This window comes from Dyadobacter linearis, from assembly GCF_907165045.1.
Lineage (GTDB): Bacteria > Bacteroidota > Bacteroidia > Cytophagales > Spirosomataceae > Dyadobacter > Dyadobacter linearis.
In genome coordinates, this window is record NZ_CAJRAU010000002.1 from 973,724 (window position 1) to 989,548 (window position 15,825).

The 15,825-nt window shown below is 46.1% G+C and carries 14 protein-coding genes; 7 read left to right on the forward strand and 7 right to left on the reverse strand.

Features of this window, described 5'->3' with window-relative positions:
* The first annotated feature begins 66 nt into the window (after window positions 1-66).
* The 5 genes from KOD92_RS10130 to KOD92_RS10150 all read left to right on the forward strand — a co-directional run bounded on the left by KOD92_RS10130 (window position 67) and on the right by KOD92_RS10150 (window position 6,643).
* Complete coding sequence (locus KOD92_RS10130) at window positions 67-2,634, forward strand: TonB-dependent receptor domain-containing protein (RefSeq protein ID WP_215233425.1); 2,568 nt, start codon at window positions 67-69, stop codon at window positions 2,632-2,634.
* 48 nt (window positions 2,635-2,682) lie between these two features.
* Complete coding sequence (locus tag KOD92_RS10135; RefSeq protein WP_215233426.1) at window positions 2,683-3,399, forward strand: LolA-like protein; 717 nt, start codon at window positions 2,683-2,685, stop codon at window positions 3,397-3,399.
* Window positions 3,400-3,584: 185 nt separating this feature from the next.
* Complete coding sequence (locus tag KOD92_RS10140; protein ID WP_215233427.1) at window positions 3,585-4,229, forward strand: response regulator; 645 nt, start codon at window positions 3,585-3,587, stop codon at window positions 4,227-4,229.
* A gap of 75 nt (window positions 4,230-4,304) precedes the next feature.
* Window positions 4,305-4,664 (forward strand): BlaI/MecI/CopY family transcriptional regulator, encoded by a 360-nt coding sequence (locus KOD92_RS10145; protein WP_215233428.1) that lies wholly within the window; start codon window positions 4,305-4,307, stop codon window positions 4,662-4,664.
* 20 nt (window positions 4,665-4,684) lie between these two features.
* On the forward strand, window positions 4,685-6,643 hold the full coding sequence (locus KOD92_RS10150; RefSeq protein ID WP_215233429.1) for a M56 family metallopeptidase: 1,959 nt from the start codon (window positions 4,685-4,687) through the stop codon (window positions 6,641-6,643).
* Between the two features lie 52 nt (window positions 6,644-6,695).
* On the opposite strand, the gene KOD92_RS10155 is transcribed toward KOD92_RS10150, so the two are convergent.
* On the reverse strand, window positions 6,696-7,484 hold the full coding sequence (locus KOD92_RS10155; protein WP_215233430.1) for a mechanosensitive ion channel family protein: 789 nt from the start codon (window positions 7,482-7,484) through the stop codon (window positions 6,696-6,698).
* A 227-nt stretch (window positions 7,485-7,711) separates the two neighbouring features.
* On the opposite strand from KOD92_RS10155, the gene KOD92_RS10160 reads away from it, so the two are divergent.
* Window positions 7,712-8,317, forward strand: a complete 606-nt coding sequence (locus tag KOD92_RS10160) for a hypothetical protein (RefSeq protein ID WP_215233431.1) — start codon at window positions 7,712-7,714, stop codon at window positions 8,315-8,317.
* A gap of 29 nt (window positions 8,318-8,346) precedes the next feature.
* Here the strand turns inward: KOD92_RS10160 and KOD92_RS10165 are convergent, their stop codons facing one another.
* From KOD92_RS10165 to KOD92_RS10190, 6 genes are all read right to left on the reverse strand, one after another.
* Window positions 8,347-9,387, reverse strand: a complete 1,041-nt coding sequence (locus KOD92_RS10165; RefSeq protein WP_215233432.1) for an AI-2E family transporter — start codon at window positions 9,385-9,387, stop codon at window positions 8,347-8,349.
* Between the two features lie 181 nt (window positions 9,388-9,568).
* Window positions 9,569-11,809: a xanthine dehydrogenase family protein molybdopterin-binding subunit gene (locus KOD92_RS10170; RefSeq protein WP_215233433.1), complete on the reverse strand. Its 2,241-nt coding sequence runs from the start codon at window positions 11,807-11,809 to the stop codon at window positions 9,569-9,571.
* Between the two features lie 15 nt (window positions 11,810-11,824).
* Entirely contained in the window at window positions 11,825-12,844 is a 1,020-nt protein-coding gene (locus tag KOD92_RS10175) for an FAD binding domain-containing protein (RefSeq protein ID WP_215233434.1), read from the reverse strand.
* Window positions 12,837-13,346, reverse strand: coding sequence for a (2Fe-2S)-binding protein (locus KOD92_RS10180; RefSeq protein ID WP_215233435.1), 510 nt, complete (start codon window positions 13,344-13,346; stop codon window positions 12,837-12,839). The genes KOD92_RS10175 and KOD92_RS10180 overlap by 8 nt, the downstream gene beginning before the upstream one ends.
* Window positions 13,347-13,437: 91 nt before the next feature.
* Window positions 13,438-13,908 carry a hypothetical protein gene (locus tag KOD92_RS10185; protein ID WP_215233436.1) on the reverse strand — a complete coding sequence of 157 codons (471 nt, stop codon included), beginning with the start codon at window positions 13,906-13,908 and terminating at the stop codon, window positions 13,438-13,440.
* A 206-nt stretch (window positions 13,909-14,114) separates the two neighbouring features.
* Window positions 14,115-14,579, reverse strand: a complete 465-nt coding sequence (locus tag KOD92_RS10190) for an NUDIX domain-containing protein (RefSeq protein WP_229254610.1) — start codon at window positions 14,577-14,579, stop codon at window positions 14,115-14,117.
* Between the two features lie 97 nt (window positions 14,580-14,676).
* Here KOD92_RS10190 and KOD92_RS10195 point away from each other — a divergent pair, with 97 nt between their 5' ends.
* Entirely contained in the window at window positions 14,677-15,723 is a 1,047-nt protein-coding gene (locus KOD92_RS10195; RefSeq protein ID WP_229254611.1) for a sensor histidine kinase, read from the forward strand.
* Window positions 15,724-15,825: the final 102 nt, after the last annotated feature.

Below are 15,825 nucleotides of genomic sequence, written 5' to 3' on the forward strand. Positions count from 1 at the left end.
CTTTATCATAATTTATACTCCGCCCAGTAAATTGTGTCGCATTTTTATGCTGTTAAAAACAATATCATGAAAATGACGAAATTTCTCCTAGCATTTGCCATTCTACTGGCTACACTTCAATCACCAGCTTTTGCACAATTTCCCGTCGGGGGCGCAGCGGCACCCAAAGCACTTCCGGGCACGGCCGGAGATCAGACCCCAAAAGGATCAGCGAAAATCAGCGGCTCTGTTGCAGATTCCACTTCTTCGCAACCTATTGAATTTGTGAGCATTGCGCTTTACAACAAAACGACCAACCAGGCAGTGGACGGAACCGTCGCAGACGAAAAGGGTAAGTTTAGCCTGACCAAAATTATGGAAGGTGAATACAAGATCCTGGTTTCATTTATCGGATATGGCGAAAAAACGATAAGCAATATCAAGCTTACCAAAGGTCAGGAGTTGGATCTGGGTACCATTAAACTGAGTTCAACTACGAAAACGCTGAATGAAGTTACAGTTACCGGACAAGCCGCATTGATCGAGGAAAAGGTGGACAGGCTGGTTTATAATGCAGAAAAAGACATTACTGCGAAAGGCGGCGACGCAACTGATATTTTACGTAAAGTACCTTTACTGACCGTCGATCTGGATGGAAATGTTTCGCTGCGCGGAAGTCAGAATATCCGGGTATTGATCAACAACAAACCGAGTACGATCATCGCGAATAGCGTAGCCGATGCATTGAAACAGATCCCCGCAGATCAGATCAAGAGCGTGGAGGTAATCACCAGTCCGTCAGCAAAATACGACGCAGAAGGATCAGGCGGGATCATCAATATCATCACCAAAAAGAACAGTTTGCAGGGACTCAACCTGAATGTGGACGCGGGCGTAGGTAACAGGGGCTCGATGCTTTCGCTGAATGGCGGCTACCGCAAGGGAAAAGCTGGGTTTACGATCGGCGGATTTGGTCGCGGAATGTATAATACGATCACAAAAACCTCTTTAGAGCAAACCAGTACCGTTGAAAATGTGTCGACCGTTACCCGCCAGACCGGCGACGGAAGCAGCCGTGGTTTGTTCGGGAACTATAATCTGGGCTTTGATTATGATATTGCTAAAAACCAGAGCCTGACAGCGGGCGTTAAATATGGTGTCCGCAATTTCAGTAATCAGCAGGACCTGATGACCCGGCTGTCGAAAACGGGATCAAGTGACATTACTACGAGCCGCGACGTGGATGCGAGGAATTTGTCGGGAACTGTCGATGTGAACCTGGACTACCTGCACACATTCAAACCGCAGCAGGAATGGAGCGTTTCGACACTTTACAGCCGGAACGACCTGACCAACGATTTCGACGCAAACATTCTAAACGGAAACAGCGAACTGACTTCCCGCCAGCGGAATTTGAACAAGAACCTGAATCAGGAGTTTACTTTTCAGAGCGATTATCAGACCCCGATCAAAAAGAACCAATTGCTGGAATTTGGGGCAAAAGGCATTTTCCGCGAGGTAAATAGTGATTATAGCTTCCTGGTTGCAGAGGCAGTCGGCGACTTTCGTCCTGAAACTGATCAGCCGGCAGGTGAGTTGACGTACCACCAGAACATTGCGGCCGGATATACTTCCTATACTTATACAACGAAAAGTCGCTATACATTTAAAGGAGGTGCCCGTTACGAGCATACATTTATAGACGCGAGTACGAATGAAGGTTCGGTTGGTGTGGGAAATTACGGCGTGCTTGTTCCGAGCTTTAATGCATCCAAAACCTTTAAGGGAACCACGGTGAAACTTGCCTACAACCGCAGGATCCAGCGGCCGGGCTTGCAGCAGCTGAACCCCAACTTCAACTCGGCTAATCCGCAGAATATCACGATCGGTAACCCCGAGCTGCGTCCTGAACTGACGAACAATTTTGAAGTAGGTTTGTCCAAAAACATCAAGAAAACGTTTGTAAATGCTACTTTCTTTGGCCGGGTAACTAACAATGCAATTTCGCAGGTCCGGGCACCTTCCGATACCCTCGCCGGCGCGATCGTCACTACGTACGAGAACATAGGAAAGCAGCACGCTTATGGTACAAACATTTTTGCCAATATTGCAGCTACTTCCAAGATCAACTTCGGGGTATTCCTGAATGCATTTTATACTAAACTGGCCGGACAGACACTCGGACAGGACAGAAAGACAATTGAACTGACCAATACCGGGTTTAATGTGAGCGGGGGTGTTTTTTCTCAGGCTACTTTCAAAAATGGCTGGGGAGCGCAGGCTTTCGGCTTCATGCAGGGTAACCAGGTACAATTGCAGGGAATGCAGGGCGGTTTCGGATTTTACACTGTGGGTGTGAAAAAAGAGTTTAACAATAAGAAAGGAAGTGTAGGTCTTGCGGCTGAAAACTTCCTGAGCAAACGTTTCAGAATGCACACAGAGCTGAATTCGATTCAATTCAATCAGGTAAGTGACATATATATGTACAATCGCGGCGTGCGCCTGACTTTCACTTACAAGATCGGCAAAATGACGATGGACGCTCCGAAACGGAAAGCCAAGTCGGTGAACAACGACGATGTGAAGAGTGATGGAAGTGGCGGCGGACAATCAGGCGGCGGCGCACCGGCAGGCGGAGGCGGTACTCCGAGGTAACCTATATTCGAACTTTTTCACCTAATTAACCAACTATAAAGCTTCAATATGAAAACGAACAAACTAATACTGGCTTTTGCCGCAACGCTGATCTCGGCAGGAACCTTCGCCCAGACTGTCGATGAGATCGTAGACAAGCACGTCGCTGCCCTCGGGGGACTTGACAAAATCAAGTCGATCAATACATTGGTAGTAGAGCGTTCCCTGGCGGTTCAGGGCATGGAAATCCCGAATAAGACCATCCTGGTTGTTGGAAAATCTTTCCGGAACGAATCTACGGTAATGGGCAATTCGATGGTACAGGTGGTCGACGATTCCAAAGGCTGGATGATCCGGCCGACTATGATGGGCGGCACCGGCGAACCTGAGGATATGCCGGCAGATGTTGTGAAACAGCAACTTAGCTCACTGGATCCTTTCGGAGGATTGGTTAATTACAAAGAAAAAGGCAACAAAGTTGAGTTGGTAGGCAAAGAGCAGATTGATAAAAAGGATGTTTTCCATTTGAAAATGACCACCGCAGAAGGACAGACTATGGACGAATACGTTGACGCAAATACGTACCTGATCACCAAGATCAAAACTTCGATGAATGGTCAGGAAGGAGAAATCGATCTTTCCGATTATAAGGAAGTAGATGGAGTTAAATTTCCAAATACTATGGACGTTTCGAATGCACAAATGGGCACGATGTCATTCATCACCAACAAAATAGCGGTGAACCCGCCGGTAGATCAGGCGATATTCAAAAAGCCCGTGAAGTAGTCGGGGCTGCTGCATTGAAAAGCGTTGTCTCGGCAGCGCTTTTTTTGTGTTTAGGGTAGTAAATAATTTGTATACTTGCGAAAATATTGACTAATTATTACGTAGTTTATGAAGAAATACTACGTAGCTTCTGGTTTTATTAAAGCTACTCTGATTCTCTTCCGGCTTGCCTTTTATTCTAGCAGATGAAGCATATTTTACTTGTTGAAGACCATGCGATAGTGAGGTTGGCTACGAAGTACCTGGTCACCGACTTGTTGCAGCCTGTGGTAGTGCACGAAGCTGCCTCGTTCCGCGAGGCGATGATCCACGCAGGGGCCCACCCGATCGACCTCGTTTTACTGGATATCAGTATTCCCGATGGTGAGGGCTTTAATATGATGCCCAAACTGCGGGATGCGAATCCTAAGCTGCTGATCCTCGTATTTTCGAGCCTCGAAGAGCAGATATATGCGCTGCACTATATAAAATCAGGCGCAAACGGGTTTCTTTCCAAGAGCTCGTCGCAAAACGAGATAAAAAAGGCGATTCTTTCCATGCTGGACACCGGCCACTACCTGAGCGCCGCAGTACAGCAGCAACTGCTCAAAAACACCCTGGAAAGCAAAACAATCAGCGAAAATCCCCTTGAAAACCTTTCCCAGCGGGAACTGGAAGTAATGGATATGCTCATTGAGGGATATTGGACCAAGGAAATCGCGATCTATCTCGGCCTTACTGAAAGCTCTGTGAGCACTTATAAGGCAAGGATCTTTGAAAAACTGCAAGTGAGCACGCTGATCGAGATGTTCAAAAAAGTACAGTATTATAAAGGCGAGCACGCGGATTAGTGATTTAATTAAATTTTTTCCTGAAAAGCTTCCACTATTACGAAACATTCGTAGATTTACGAAAACATCGTAACAATGGAAAAGTTAACCCAGCAGGAAGAAGACGCAATGCAGGCTATCTGGAAATCCGGAGAAGGCAGCATTAAGTCTTTCATGGCAGTAATGAGCGAGCCGCTTCCACCCTACACCACCGTGGCCTCTACGGTAAAAAACCTCGAAAAGAAAGGATTCGTAGCCAGCCGGCTGATCGGAAATGCATACCTGTACGCCCCGGCTATCAGCGAAGAAGCTTATAAACAGAAGTTTATGGGAAATGTGGTGAAAGACTATTTCGAAAATTCATATAAGGAACTGGTCAGCTTTTTCGTACAGAAGAACAAGATTTCGGCTGACGAGCTTAAAGAAATCATCGGATTGATTGAGGGTAAAAAATAACGCATATAACGTTTTCCGCCATGTCTCCTGTACTAGACTATCTCATCAAACTATCTGTCAGTCTGGCATTTACCAGCCTGTTCTACCAGCTCTTCCTCCGTCGCCTGACGTTTTATAACTGGAACCGGCTGTATTTGCTTAAATTTTCGGCGCTCAGTTTTCTGGTACCGTTTATTGATATCAATCACACAATTGAAACGATCTCACATGCAGATAGCACCGCTATGTTCAGCGCAGTGCCCACTATCTCGCAGATCCAGCCGCAGGTTACTGTCAGTCAGGCGGGTACACCTCAGGCGCAGTTCGGGATGGAAAGCTGGATACTGGTTGTGCTTGCAATCGGTTCGGGGATAATGCTGTTGAGAATGCTATTTCACTGGTACTCGTTCCGAAGGATCGTGCGCAAGGCGGAGCTGGTTTCGGAGGATGATATTAAGATTTATCACGTGAAGCGGAATATCAGTCCGTTTTCATTTGGCCGCTCGATTTTCTATAACCCGGAAATGCATGGGGAAGATGAATTGAAGGACATTATTTTACATGAGTATATCCATGTCCGGCAGCGGCATACGCTTGATGTGATCTGGGCGGAAATCCTCTGCGTGCTCAACTGGTACAATCCGTTTGCCTGGATGATCCGCCACGCGATCCGTCAGAACCTGGAATACATTGCCGACGATCAGGTGCTGCAAAATGAGGTAGACCCGCGAGATTATCAGTATTTGTTATTAAAAGTTGCCGGTGTACCCGAATTCCGGATCGCCAACCGCTTCAACTTTTCGTCGCTGAAAGAACGTATCATCATGATGAATAAGAAGCGGACGCCCAGATTTTTCCTGATCAGTTTCTTGTTCGCTATGCCGCTGCTCGTCGTGTTACTGCTGTTTTTCAGGAATGATATTGCGAAGGAAAAGGAACAGGATCCCTTCGTTGTGTTTTGGGAAAACGGCGGACCTCAGATCTATCAGAAGAATATTTACATTGCAGGCCTGCTGTTGGAACAAAAAACCGGTAAGCCGCTCGCTAATGTGCCACTCAACATTTCCTTTGAAGATGAAATAGTCAAGACAATCAGAACAGACGCGGACGGTTATTATTATGAATCACTTCCCGTACGGAAACCGACGGGCAAAATAGATCATAAAAAGCACATTTATCCAAGTTACAATTATTCGCTTAGCTATGACGGCGACGGTTATAACCCTTTTATCCGTACGGAAACACCCGTTTTTGACAGCCTGTTTTTTGGTGGATTTGGTGTGACTTTTCAGAAACCCAATGCGAAAGATGCGCTGGGGAGAACGGATATGTATGGTGTAGATAAACGCGAATTTTTCATTAACTATAAAGGTTCTGATAACGATGAAAAAGCTGCTGTAAAAGAATATCTGCTCACTCATTTACCGCCACTTTTAGCCGAGCATAAACTCAAAATGGATTTTCTGGCGCAGGTAAGATTTCCAAAAAATGTGATCAACAAATTCAAAAACGGGTATTTCGACCGTAAAAAGGAGCTGATGGGGTACGAGGGAGAAACGAAACTGCTCCTGGACGGGAAGCCGGCTACACATCAGGAAATCAATGATGCGTTTGCTAATTATCCATATGAGCTCAGCGAGGATAAGGTGCGAAAAAACTGGGCAAGGCTCGGCGTTTGCAAAGAGATTTCCTACCTCACATTCGACCTGTACAAGTCGCCTCCGCCGGCTGCGATACTTTCTGGAAATGTAGAATGGGTTGATATTTCCGATTTTGATCTTGCAAAGCTGACTGAAACCCCTTATTTCCTTGACGGGTTCCGACAAACTTCTGCTGCCGGCAGTAATCTGATGCCTGCAAAAAAAGATATTCTTAGGGTTGCACTGTTCAAAGGTCGGCTCGCCCGCTATTACGATCCCAAATGTGAGAAGATCTGGTGGGTGGAGACCCGCCCCGAGAATGAAGTATTCGAGCGGCCCGACCTGGCACTTGTAAGATGATATTGCCAAACTGGCTCCCGATGCGACAATTGATCATATCAGGAGCCAGCTACTAACCTAGTCCGGGCAATTTCAAGCCCGAACCGCGGAGCGCCTCCATCATCTTCTCCTGAATCTCCATTTTTGTATCAATGAATCCGTGCGCATCGAGCCACACATTTACCATTACTTTGTAGCCGTCGGCCTCGATCGATGAGATACCAATGCGCCTTTCGGGGATTTTAAGGGCATTTTGGGCACCATCGAGCACATTTTCAATCGTACTTTTAACAGTCTGATAGTCGATACTGTTACTGAATTTCATCTCCACATCAAGCCTTCTCGTACCAGATCGGCTGATATTGATAATCACTTCATTAGACAACTTACTGTTCGGGATCACGACTGTGCGGTTGTCAAATGTCTGCACGATCGTATAAAAAATCTTGATCGCGGTCACAGTGCCTTCCTGTCCCTGCGCGAGGATATTATCGCCTACTTCAAATGGTTTCAATAGCAATATCAGGATCCCACTTGTAAAATTCTGTAAAGTCCCCGACAGCGCCAGGCCCGCAGCTACACCGATCGCCCCGATGATCGCCGCAAAAACGGTCATCTGTATACCGATGATCTGCATGACCGAAATGATCAGCAGCACGCGTAAAGTTGTGATACTCAGGCTAAGCAGAAATGGTGTGAGCGACGGGTCAATTTTCCTTTTATATAAATGATTGGTAAGCCAGCGGGACAGTATTCTGATGAGCCAGAACCCGACAATGAGCACACCGATTCCTAGCAAAAACGATGGACCGGTCCTGAGAAGCCAGGCGTAAACCTGGTTATAGAATTGCTGCAGTTTCATTATTTCAAATGGGGTGTTGATTGAAAGATATCCGATAGCCCGAAAAATCCGTTCCAGTTCGGCTGCGTATAGCTTAAGTATTTATGCTAAAAATCAATATACCTGCGCGCAGCTAGTGGCTTTTCATATGCGAATGGCATATTTTTTGAAATGCAGTACAAAATGCACCGGCCTGATCGGGCGCAAACCTTTCCTGAAAACGAACTTTACTTCAAACCAAAATTAAAATGGAACCCGAAAACTATAAGAATAGAAAAGTTGGAAAATACATTGTTTATATTTTGCTGATCGGTGCAGCAGCGGGTATTGCCTGGCATTTTTTAAAACCCAAACCAGTTGACACTGCTTCACACGATAATATGGCTTTGTTTATTGAGAACAAGATCATCGACATTGACCAAAAACTGAATAAAGGCGAAGATGAAACCGATATTGCAACCCGGCTTTCCTGGCACAAATCGAATACCGCACTTTACAACGAGGTAAAAAATAGTCCCGATAAAACGATTGACGCGCAGCGTAAAGAGCTGGAACAAAAGATCGTAAAAGTGCAGACCAAAGAATTTCCGGCACTAAGAGGCGCTTATGTAGAGTCTAAAAAAGAAATATTAGGACAGGAACATATCGACATTTCGCTTTCCGGTGAGAAACAGGATGTACTCACTTTCAGCGGCCAGATGTTTGAACCTAAAAAAATGCAGAAGGATTTTATGAAGAATATTCACGAAATCGTATATGATCTTCGATTTAAAAAAATCGTTTATAAATGGTCAGATAACCAGAAAGATTTTGCGGATTATGAAATTGATTCGAAGCAAGACGCGGAAATTTAAAGATATTGAATTGACAAAGTCGGCACGCGCTAACCAGCGGTGCCGACTTTTTTTTCGGCAGGAGGATCTCCAAATTCAGTTTTATATATTTTTATAAAAAGCAATAAAAGACTGATCATCAGCGGTCCGAAAATAAATCCCCAGAAACCAAACAACCTGAGGCCGACTATTAATCCAAGGATCGTGGTGACCGGATGCACATTACCTACTTTTTTAAGTAACGTTACCCTGGCGAGATAATCAATATTACCTACCGCCACCAAACAATAAATAGCCAAACCGATCGCCTTGCCGCTATCGCCTTTTGAAAACATAAATATCACGATCGGCAACCAGATCACCGCAGTTCCCACTACCGGAAAGAAGGCGAAAAAACCGGTGATTAATCCTAATAATATAAAATCCTTCACGCCAAAAATCCAGTAACCTATCACAGCAACAAGTCCTTGGATCAGCGAAACGAGCGGAATACCGATTGCATTTGCACGCACCATACTCACGGTTTCGTCGGCCAGAAGATCGATATTCCGCGAGTTAAGTGGGATTAACCGGTGCAATACCCGCTCGATCGTCTGTCCGTTCAGAAACATAAAATAAGCCAGGAAAAGGATCATCAATAAATTCCCCAACATCATAGCTGAGCTATTAAGGACACCGGGAATGAAGCCTCCCGCTTTTTTACCAATATTGGATGTAGCCTCTTTGGTAAGCAAATCCTGACCGGTCCATTCTCTCAATTGTTTTGAAACCGCGTCGATTGCGTGATTGATCTGGTCCGGATCTTTCAGGATCATTTCGACCTTTGAAAAGATCATTTGCAGTGAAACATATATTGGCGCAACAATACAGGCCATGAACAATACCATGAATAACAGCGCGGTCAGGCTTTTATTCCAATTCTTTTTCTGAGTAAGTATGACGTAGTATTTCCTGCAAAGAATGTAAAGTGTCAGTGCACCAAGAAAGCCGGGGAAGAATACATAAAGCTGATGAAAAATAGTTATAGCAAAAGCAATTACTACAATCAGGAAGAATACTTGTCGGAGGCGAAAATTGAAATCTGTTTGCATAGACGGTAAATTATCAGATGAATTGCAGCTAACGCCTCACCCTATACCCACTGCCATTCGATTTACAAATATTATTCGAAAAATAACAAGAACGCAGGAAATGTAACTGAGAAGTTAGCGACCATTGTTGGTTCGCAAAACTTCTCAGCTATCCTCAGTTTTACATTAATTCAACCCTTTTTTACAACAGCATATCGAAATGAATTGGTAGTTGATTAATGCGTTTGCCGGTCGCATTAAAAATCGCGTTGGTAATCGCCGGGGGCATTCCCACGATACCAATCTCCCCTACCCCTTTGGTTCCCAGCTCATTCACTACTGTATCTTTTTCGTCCACAAAAATGACGTCCAGCTCGTGAATATCCGCGTGAACGGGAATATGGTATTCAGACAAATTCTGGTTCATATATTTCCCCAATCCATCATCCTGGATCGTTTCTTCGCGCAACGCTTTACTGATACCCCAGATCATGCCGCCGAGAATCTGGCTGCGGGCTGTTTTAGGATTGATGATTTTGCCCGCTGCGACAGCAGTCACAGCCCTGGTCACATTAATGACTCCCAGCTCTTCGTCCACTTCTACCTCCACAAATACAGCGCTGTGCGCCGCCCGGGAGTACTTTTTCAGCTTCAATATAGACGGAACTGAAAACTTCGAAAGCTTGACCGGCTTGTTGTCATTAGCGGCTATAATTTCCTGGAATGAAACCGATCGGGAGCGATCATTTGTAATGAAAACTCTCCCGCCTTCAAAGCTTACATCTTTCAGATCCGCGCCGTCGAATACGCCGCCTTTCATCTTTTTAGCAATGGAAAATAACTTCTTGCGCATTGCCGCGCCGACTGCCTTTACCGCAGAGCCTACCGTAGAAACAGTAAATGAACCTCCCTGAATAGGCGCAAAAGGCTTTTTACTATCTCCATAAGCAAACTCTACATCCTCCACAGGCAAGCCCAGCTCGTCGGCCGCGATCTGCGTCATGACGGTCAAAGTACCCGTTCCAATATCGGTTACGGCGCTATTAATCTTCAATTTCCCGTCGCCCGTCAGGATCGCCTCGGCTTTGGCCGGCAGCTGATTTGCCTCCCAGATCCCCGTGGCCATACCATAACCCACCAGCTTATTTCCGCGCCGCATGCTGCGCGGCTCGGGATTGCGCTTGTCCCAGCCAAACTTTTCAGCACCCTGTAAATAGCATTCACGCAGCTCTTTACTACTGTAAGGGCGGTTCAGGCTCACATCAATTTCAGTATAATTGGTTAAGCGAAGCTGTAAAGGATCAATTTTGGATTTATGGGCCAGCTCATCGATCGTACTTTCAATCGCGTGCATACCAGTTACACCGCCAGGGGCGCGCATATCAAGCGGGCTGTAAACGTCCAGTTCCACGAGCTTATATTGCATTAAAGTATTGGCAGCCGGATATAACATGTGCGACCAGTTTACCACCACCTCGGTGTAATCTTCAAACCGCGAGGTTTCCCCTATTGCCAGGTGATTCAATGCCGTTATAATACCATTGTTATCCGCACTGAAACGCGTGCGCTGAACGGTAGGCGGCCGGTGCCCGAAGGTAAACATCTGATGCCGGTCCAGCGTCACAAGAACCGATCTCTCCAACTTCAATGCCGCCATAACTGACAGAAACAGCTGATATTGCGGTCGCAGTGCCGAGCCAAAAGCGCCGCCAACGTACGGAGAAATCACACGCACGTTCTTGAATTTCAACCCAAATATATTAGCCACATACATTTGACTATTAATAGTCCCCTGCGTTTTGTCATAAATCGTGAGCTTTCCTTTTCCTTCGTAAACGGTGGTCGTTGCGAAGAGTTCGAGCGGGTTGTGGTGCTCGGTTCCGTGAAAAAACTCGGCGCTTACCTGATTGGGTGATGCATTGAATGCTTTTTCAAAATTACCTTTCGGCTTCGGCGGAAGCGGTTTCAGCATAGTCGCCATACCTATTTTCGGCGAGCGGGCAAGATGCTGCTGGCTGCGCAGATCGGTGTCGAATGCTTCTTCTTCGTATTCAATATCCATCAGCGTGGCCGCATAACGTGCCAGCTCAAACGTTTCAGCCACGACCAGCCCGATCGGCTGTCCGTTATACAGAATATCGGCGTCCTGCAATGGTCGGAAGGGCGAACCCGGAGGAGCGTCCATATCGGCATATTGCAAATCGAACCAGGCAAGCGACGGGCGGTTTTCGTGGGTAAAAACTTCCAGCACGCCCGGCAGCGCTTTTGCGCGGGAGGTATCAAAACTGATGATCTTTCCCTTGGTGATCGTGCTATTGATCACATAACCGTAAAGCAACCCCGGCACACTGTAATCGCCTGCATATCTGGCCGTACCAGTCACTTTCAAATGACCTTCCAGCCGGCTGACCGGCTGGCCTATTTGTGATTTATATGGTTCCATAATGTTGATGAAGTGTTAAACAGAAGGCTGTGCACCAGGCAATTGCGATTCGGGATCGAGTGCCATCATACAGTTACGAACGATCGCTCTTTTCGCCAGTTCTATTTTAAAAGCATTGTGCGGAAAGCCTACGGCACCTCTTAATATAATCTCGGCCGCCTGACCGAAACTCGCCGCGTCAGCAGTTTTGCCTGCAAGGAATTCCTCCGCCTCCCGCACGCGCCAGGGCTTGTGCGCAACGCCGCCCAATGCAATGCGCGCCTCCCGGATCACATTACCGTCCAATTCAAGCCCGGTGGCAACAGAGACAAGTGCGAAAGCGTAGGAATTGCGATCACGCAATTTGAGATAAGAATAATTCTTTGAAAAACCGTTGGCAGGGAGCTCGATGCCGGTGATGATCTCGCCCGGCAGCAGCGTGTTGTCGATCTCTGGCGTATCTCCGGGCAACCGGTGGAAATCGGCAAATGGAATACTTCGGCTACCAGTTGGGCCTTCCACATGTACAGTAGCATCCAAAGCCGCCAACCCTACGCACATATCCGAAGGGAAAACCGCAATGCAACTCTCGCTTGTACCCAAAATGGCCATAATCCGGTTGTACCCTGGTATTGCTGAACAACCCGAACCAGGCTCGCGCTTGTTGCACGGCACATTGGCATCGTAGAAGTAATAGCAGCGTGTACGTTGGAGCAGATTCCCTCCATTCGTCGCCATATTGCGGATTTGTGCAGAAGCCCCGGCAAGTATTGCTTTCGAAAGCAGCGGGTAACGCTCTTCCACGATCGGATGCCAGGCGGTGTCTGCATTGGTAACAAAAGCGCCGAGCAGAAGTCCGCCCTCCGGTGTTTCGTAAATTTCGTGGTGACCGTCGACTCTGTTTAGGTCAACAAGCGAATCCGGGCGCGTGAGATCATATTTCATCAGATCGACCAGATTGGTCCCGCCGGCCAGGTAGCTGCTGTTGCCGCCTGAGTTATTTTGAGCAAGTGCATCCTCGATACTCTCCGCTCTTTTGTAGGTGAAATTATTCATGGACCGACTGGTTTTGAACTTCCATGATCGCGTCAATGATATTGGTGTTGGCCCCGCAGCGACATAGGTTGCCGCTCATCAGCTCTTTCACCTCGGCCCGTGTTTTGGCCTTTCCCTCCTTCATCATACCAATCGCGCTGCATATCTGGCCGGGCGTACAATACCCGCATTGAAATGCATCGTGTTCGATAAATGCTTTTTGGAGTGGGTGAAGATCGCCTTCCGGGGCAATTCCTTCAATGGTAGTAATTTCAGATCCGTCTTTGGAAACTGCCAGGCTCAGGCAGCTCAGTACACGTTTTCCGTCACAGATCACGGTACAGGCGCCGCATTGTCCGTGGTCGCAGCCTTTTTTCGTGCCGGTTAGCCCGGAATAATCGCGCAGTGCGTCCAGGAGGCTCACCCATGGTAGCAGGTTGAGTTGAAGAGGAGTTCCGTTGACCACGAGGTTTACCGGTTGGCTCGCCTTTAAAGTAGTAGGTTCGGTTAATTCTGTTAGCATGGTGATGAAGTAAATTGATACTTGCGCATGCAGACATAAGAACTATGCCACTTTAACAAAAAAGGAGTTTCGTTTCCGAAACTCCTTTTGCTTATCCTTCTATCACATCTTTTTTGGGCTTCCGTCCCCGCGGCTTGCCGGTGTATTCCGGCTTCGGCTCGGAGCTTCCGAGTGCGAGTTCGTAGCCTACTACGCCTTCTTCATAATTAAAAAGAGTGATCTCAAATGTGTATTTCGTTTTTTCAAAATCCACTCCGCCTTTTCTCAAAATTACGTCAAGTGGAATTGAGAATCCGCGGCCGCTTTTGGTCATTGCGAAAGTGCCTTCGGTGTCAGAACTTGGAATTAAATAAAGATATTTCAAGTTTCTCTTTCCTTCCTGGGTTCCAATTTTAAAACGGCTGGTGAGCGGCTCGATATCCAGCTCTTCCAGCGTTTTTGGAGGCAGTACCAATTTACCTGTACCGGAAATATAGCCCGTAGGTTTGTTCTCCGCCTTTGCTTTTTTCGTTACCTGAACATTCTCTTCGGGAGAAAAGAACTTGATAGTGTTTGCTTTCATCTTCAAATTATGGGTTACTTTTTTGATTGTATAATTACAAAAATAGAAAGGATATCGTCTTATTAAAATCTTTCGCAGAATTTCTACAAAATGCGGTTGATAGATATACTTGTATATACTAATTAAATTAAAAATCTATTTAAATATGACATTCATTTACTGTACAACCGGGCTCATTTTTTTACCGGTATTAAATGTTATTTAATTCACGAACCTGACTGCAATATCAATTCAAGTTCGTCGAGAAAAGCTGCCTGTTTCTCATTGATTTTCTGCCTCGCTTCATCAAGCGGGAACCAGCCTGCTTTATCTACTTCGGGAAAAACCTGCTTCCTGCCCGAGCGGGGCGGCCATTCTATTTCGAAAGTATTACTGACAATTTGCGAGTGATCAATATCTCCTTCAATCGCCCAGGCTTTTACTTCTTTTCCTCCTTTCTGCCTGATCGCTGTTAAGACCAAAAATTCACCGCTTACTTCGCTGCCCGTTTCTTCCTGAAATTCCCGCCTTGCAGCCGCGAGCGGATCTTCACCCGCCACATATTCCCCTTTCGGTATTGACCAGCTGCCCAAGTCCTTTTTAGCGAAGAACGGGCCTCCGGGATGAACCAGTAGCACTTCTGTTTCCGGCGATTTCCGGTACATTAATATCCCTGCACTTTGACTCCCCATTTTATATCGCTTTTGTTGAACCGGATTTAATATTACTTGAAGTAAATTATTCAGGTTTATTATTTTTGAATAAATCTCCTACTCGGACCTAAATTTCATGAAACCGCAGTTTTTTTCCAAATACGAATGGTGGTACCACCTTGCAATGATGCCGGTACTTTTTGCGGTAGGTAACTATTATTTTATTGGCCCCTCGTATTTTACGGATTTGAATTCATTTCTGATAGGAACGCTGATCGTTACTATACTTTACTGGATTTCTATTATCACGCTCACGATCATAGTACGCTGGGTGATTGCACGTTACCCGCATTTTGATCAGACTGTCCGGCGCCTGTCCGTCATGATCCTGATCGTCGGAAGTGTTACAATGACGCTGGCGGTTTTCGACGTTTGGATTTACAGTATTATGCCCGGAATTCAGGTTGCATTTGCCTGGGAAAATATCTGGCCAATTATGATTTTGGGAGGTTTCTTTGACGTTTTCCTGGTAGCAATGCTGGGGCTGTTTTATTCATTGGAACAATGGAAAAAGAACCAGGCGGAGAGTGAAAAGCTGGAAAGACTCGCATTGCAGCATCAGTTTGATTCACTTAAAGGGCAGGTAAATCCGCACTTTCTATTTAATAGCCTCAACACCCTTTCATCACTGATTGGCGAAGATCAGGACAAGGCTGAAAACTTTGTAGAAGATCTGGCAAAAATTTACCGATATACCTTGCAGGCTGCAAAAACGGAGCTCGTAACATTACAAGCAGAAATCGGATTTATGAGAACGTACCATCGCTTGCTGTCAGTCAGGTACGGCGAAAGTTTGCAATTGCAGCTGCCGGAAAATGTGCCTGCCGATCTGCATATTCCGCCGCTTTCGCTGCAAATTCTGATCGACAATTCGATTAAATACAATATAATGTCCGCATTAAAACCGCTCAAAATCAGTATCCATATCTCCCACCACCGGATTAGTGTACAAAATAATATCCAGGCCAAAATACGCCCGATGGGCACCAATCAGGGGGGACTAACCGAATTGAAAGCAAAATATGCGCCTGTCAGCGACCGGCAGATCAGTATCGAACAAGATATCAACCACTATGCAGTTTCCCTTCCCTTACTTACTGCGCCTTACCGCGTGAATGCGTAAGTTGTGCGGATACAATTCATGCATTCAAAATGACAATTGGCACAGCGCGTATCTATGTATTGTTTTACTTTCTCCTATTTTTGAAATACGTACAAGTCAGTT

What these genes read in the sequence shown, in the direction of transcription:
- KOD92_RS10195 (WP_229254611.1), top strand. Translation starts at nt 14,677, where the DNA reads ATGAAACCGCAGTTTTTTTCCAAATACGAATGGTGGTACCACCTTGCA.
- KOD92_RS10140 (WP_215233427.1), top strand. Translation starts at nt 3,585, where the DNA reads ATGAAGCATATTTTACTTGTTGAAGACCATGCGATAGTGAGGTTGGCT.
- KOD92_RS10180 (WP_215233435.1), bottom strand. Translation starts at nt 13,346, where the DNA reads ATGCTAACAGAATTAACCGAACCTACTACTTTAAAGGCGAGCCAACCG.
- KOD92_RS10170 (WP_215233433.1), bottom strand. Translation starts at nt 11,809, where the DNA reads ATGGAACCATATAAATCACAAATAGGCCAGCCGGTCAGCCGGCTGGAA.
- KOD92_RS10160 (WP_215233431.1), top strand. Translation starts at nt 7,712, where the DNA reads ATGGAACCCGAAAACTATAAGAATAGAAAAGTTGGAAAATACATTGTT.
- KOD92_RS10190 (WP_229254610.1), bottom strand. Translation starts at nt 14,579, where the DNA reads ATGGGGAGTCAAAGTGCAGGGATATTAATGTACCGGAAATCGCCGGAA.
- KOD92_RS10150 (WP_215233429.1), top strand. Translation starts at nt 4,685, where the DNA reads ATGTCTCCTGTACTAGACTATCTCATCAAACTATCTGTCAGTCTGGCA.
- KOD92_RS10175 (WP_215233434.1), bottom strand. Translation starts at nt 12,844, where the DNA reads ATGAATAATTTCACCTACAAAAGAGCGGAGAGTATCGAGGATGCACTT.
- KOD92_RS10135 (WP_215233426.1), top strand. Translation starts at nt 2,683, where the DNA reads ATGAAAACGAACAAACTAATACTGGCTTTTGCCGCAACGCTGATCTCG.
- KOD92_RS10145 (WP_215233428.1), top strand. Translation starts at nt 4,305, where the DNA reads ATGGAAAAGTTAACCCAGCAGGAAGAAGACGCAATGCAGGCTATCTGG.
- KOD92_RS10130 (WP_215233425.1), top strand. Translation starts at nt 67, where the DNA reads ATGAAAATGACGAAATTTCTCCTAGCATTTGCCATTCTACTGGCTACA.
- KOD92_RS10155 (WP_215233430.1), bottom strand. Translation starts at nt 7,484, where the DNA reads ATGAAACTGCAGCAATTCTATAACCAGGTTTACGCCTGGCTTCTCAGG.
- KOD92_RS10185 (WP_215233436.1), bottom strand. Translation starts at nt 13,908, where the DNA reads ATGAAAGCAAACACTATCAAGTTCTTTTCTCCCGAAGAGAATGTTCAG.
- KOD92_RS10165 (WP_215233432.1), bottom strand. Translation starts at nt 9,387, where the DNA reads ATGCAAACAGATTTCAATTTTCGCCTCCGACAAGTATTCTTCCTGATT.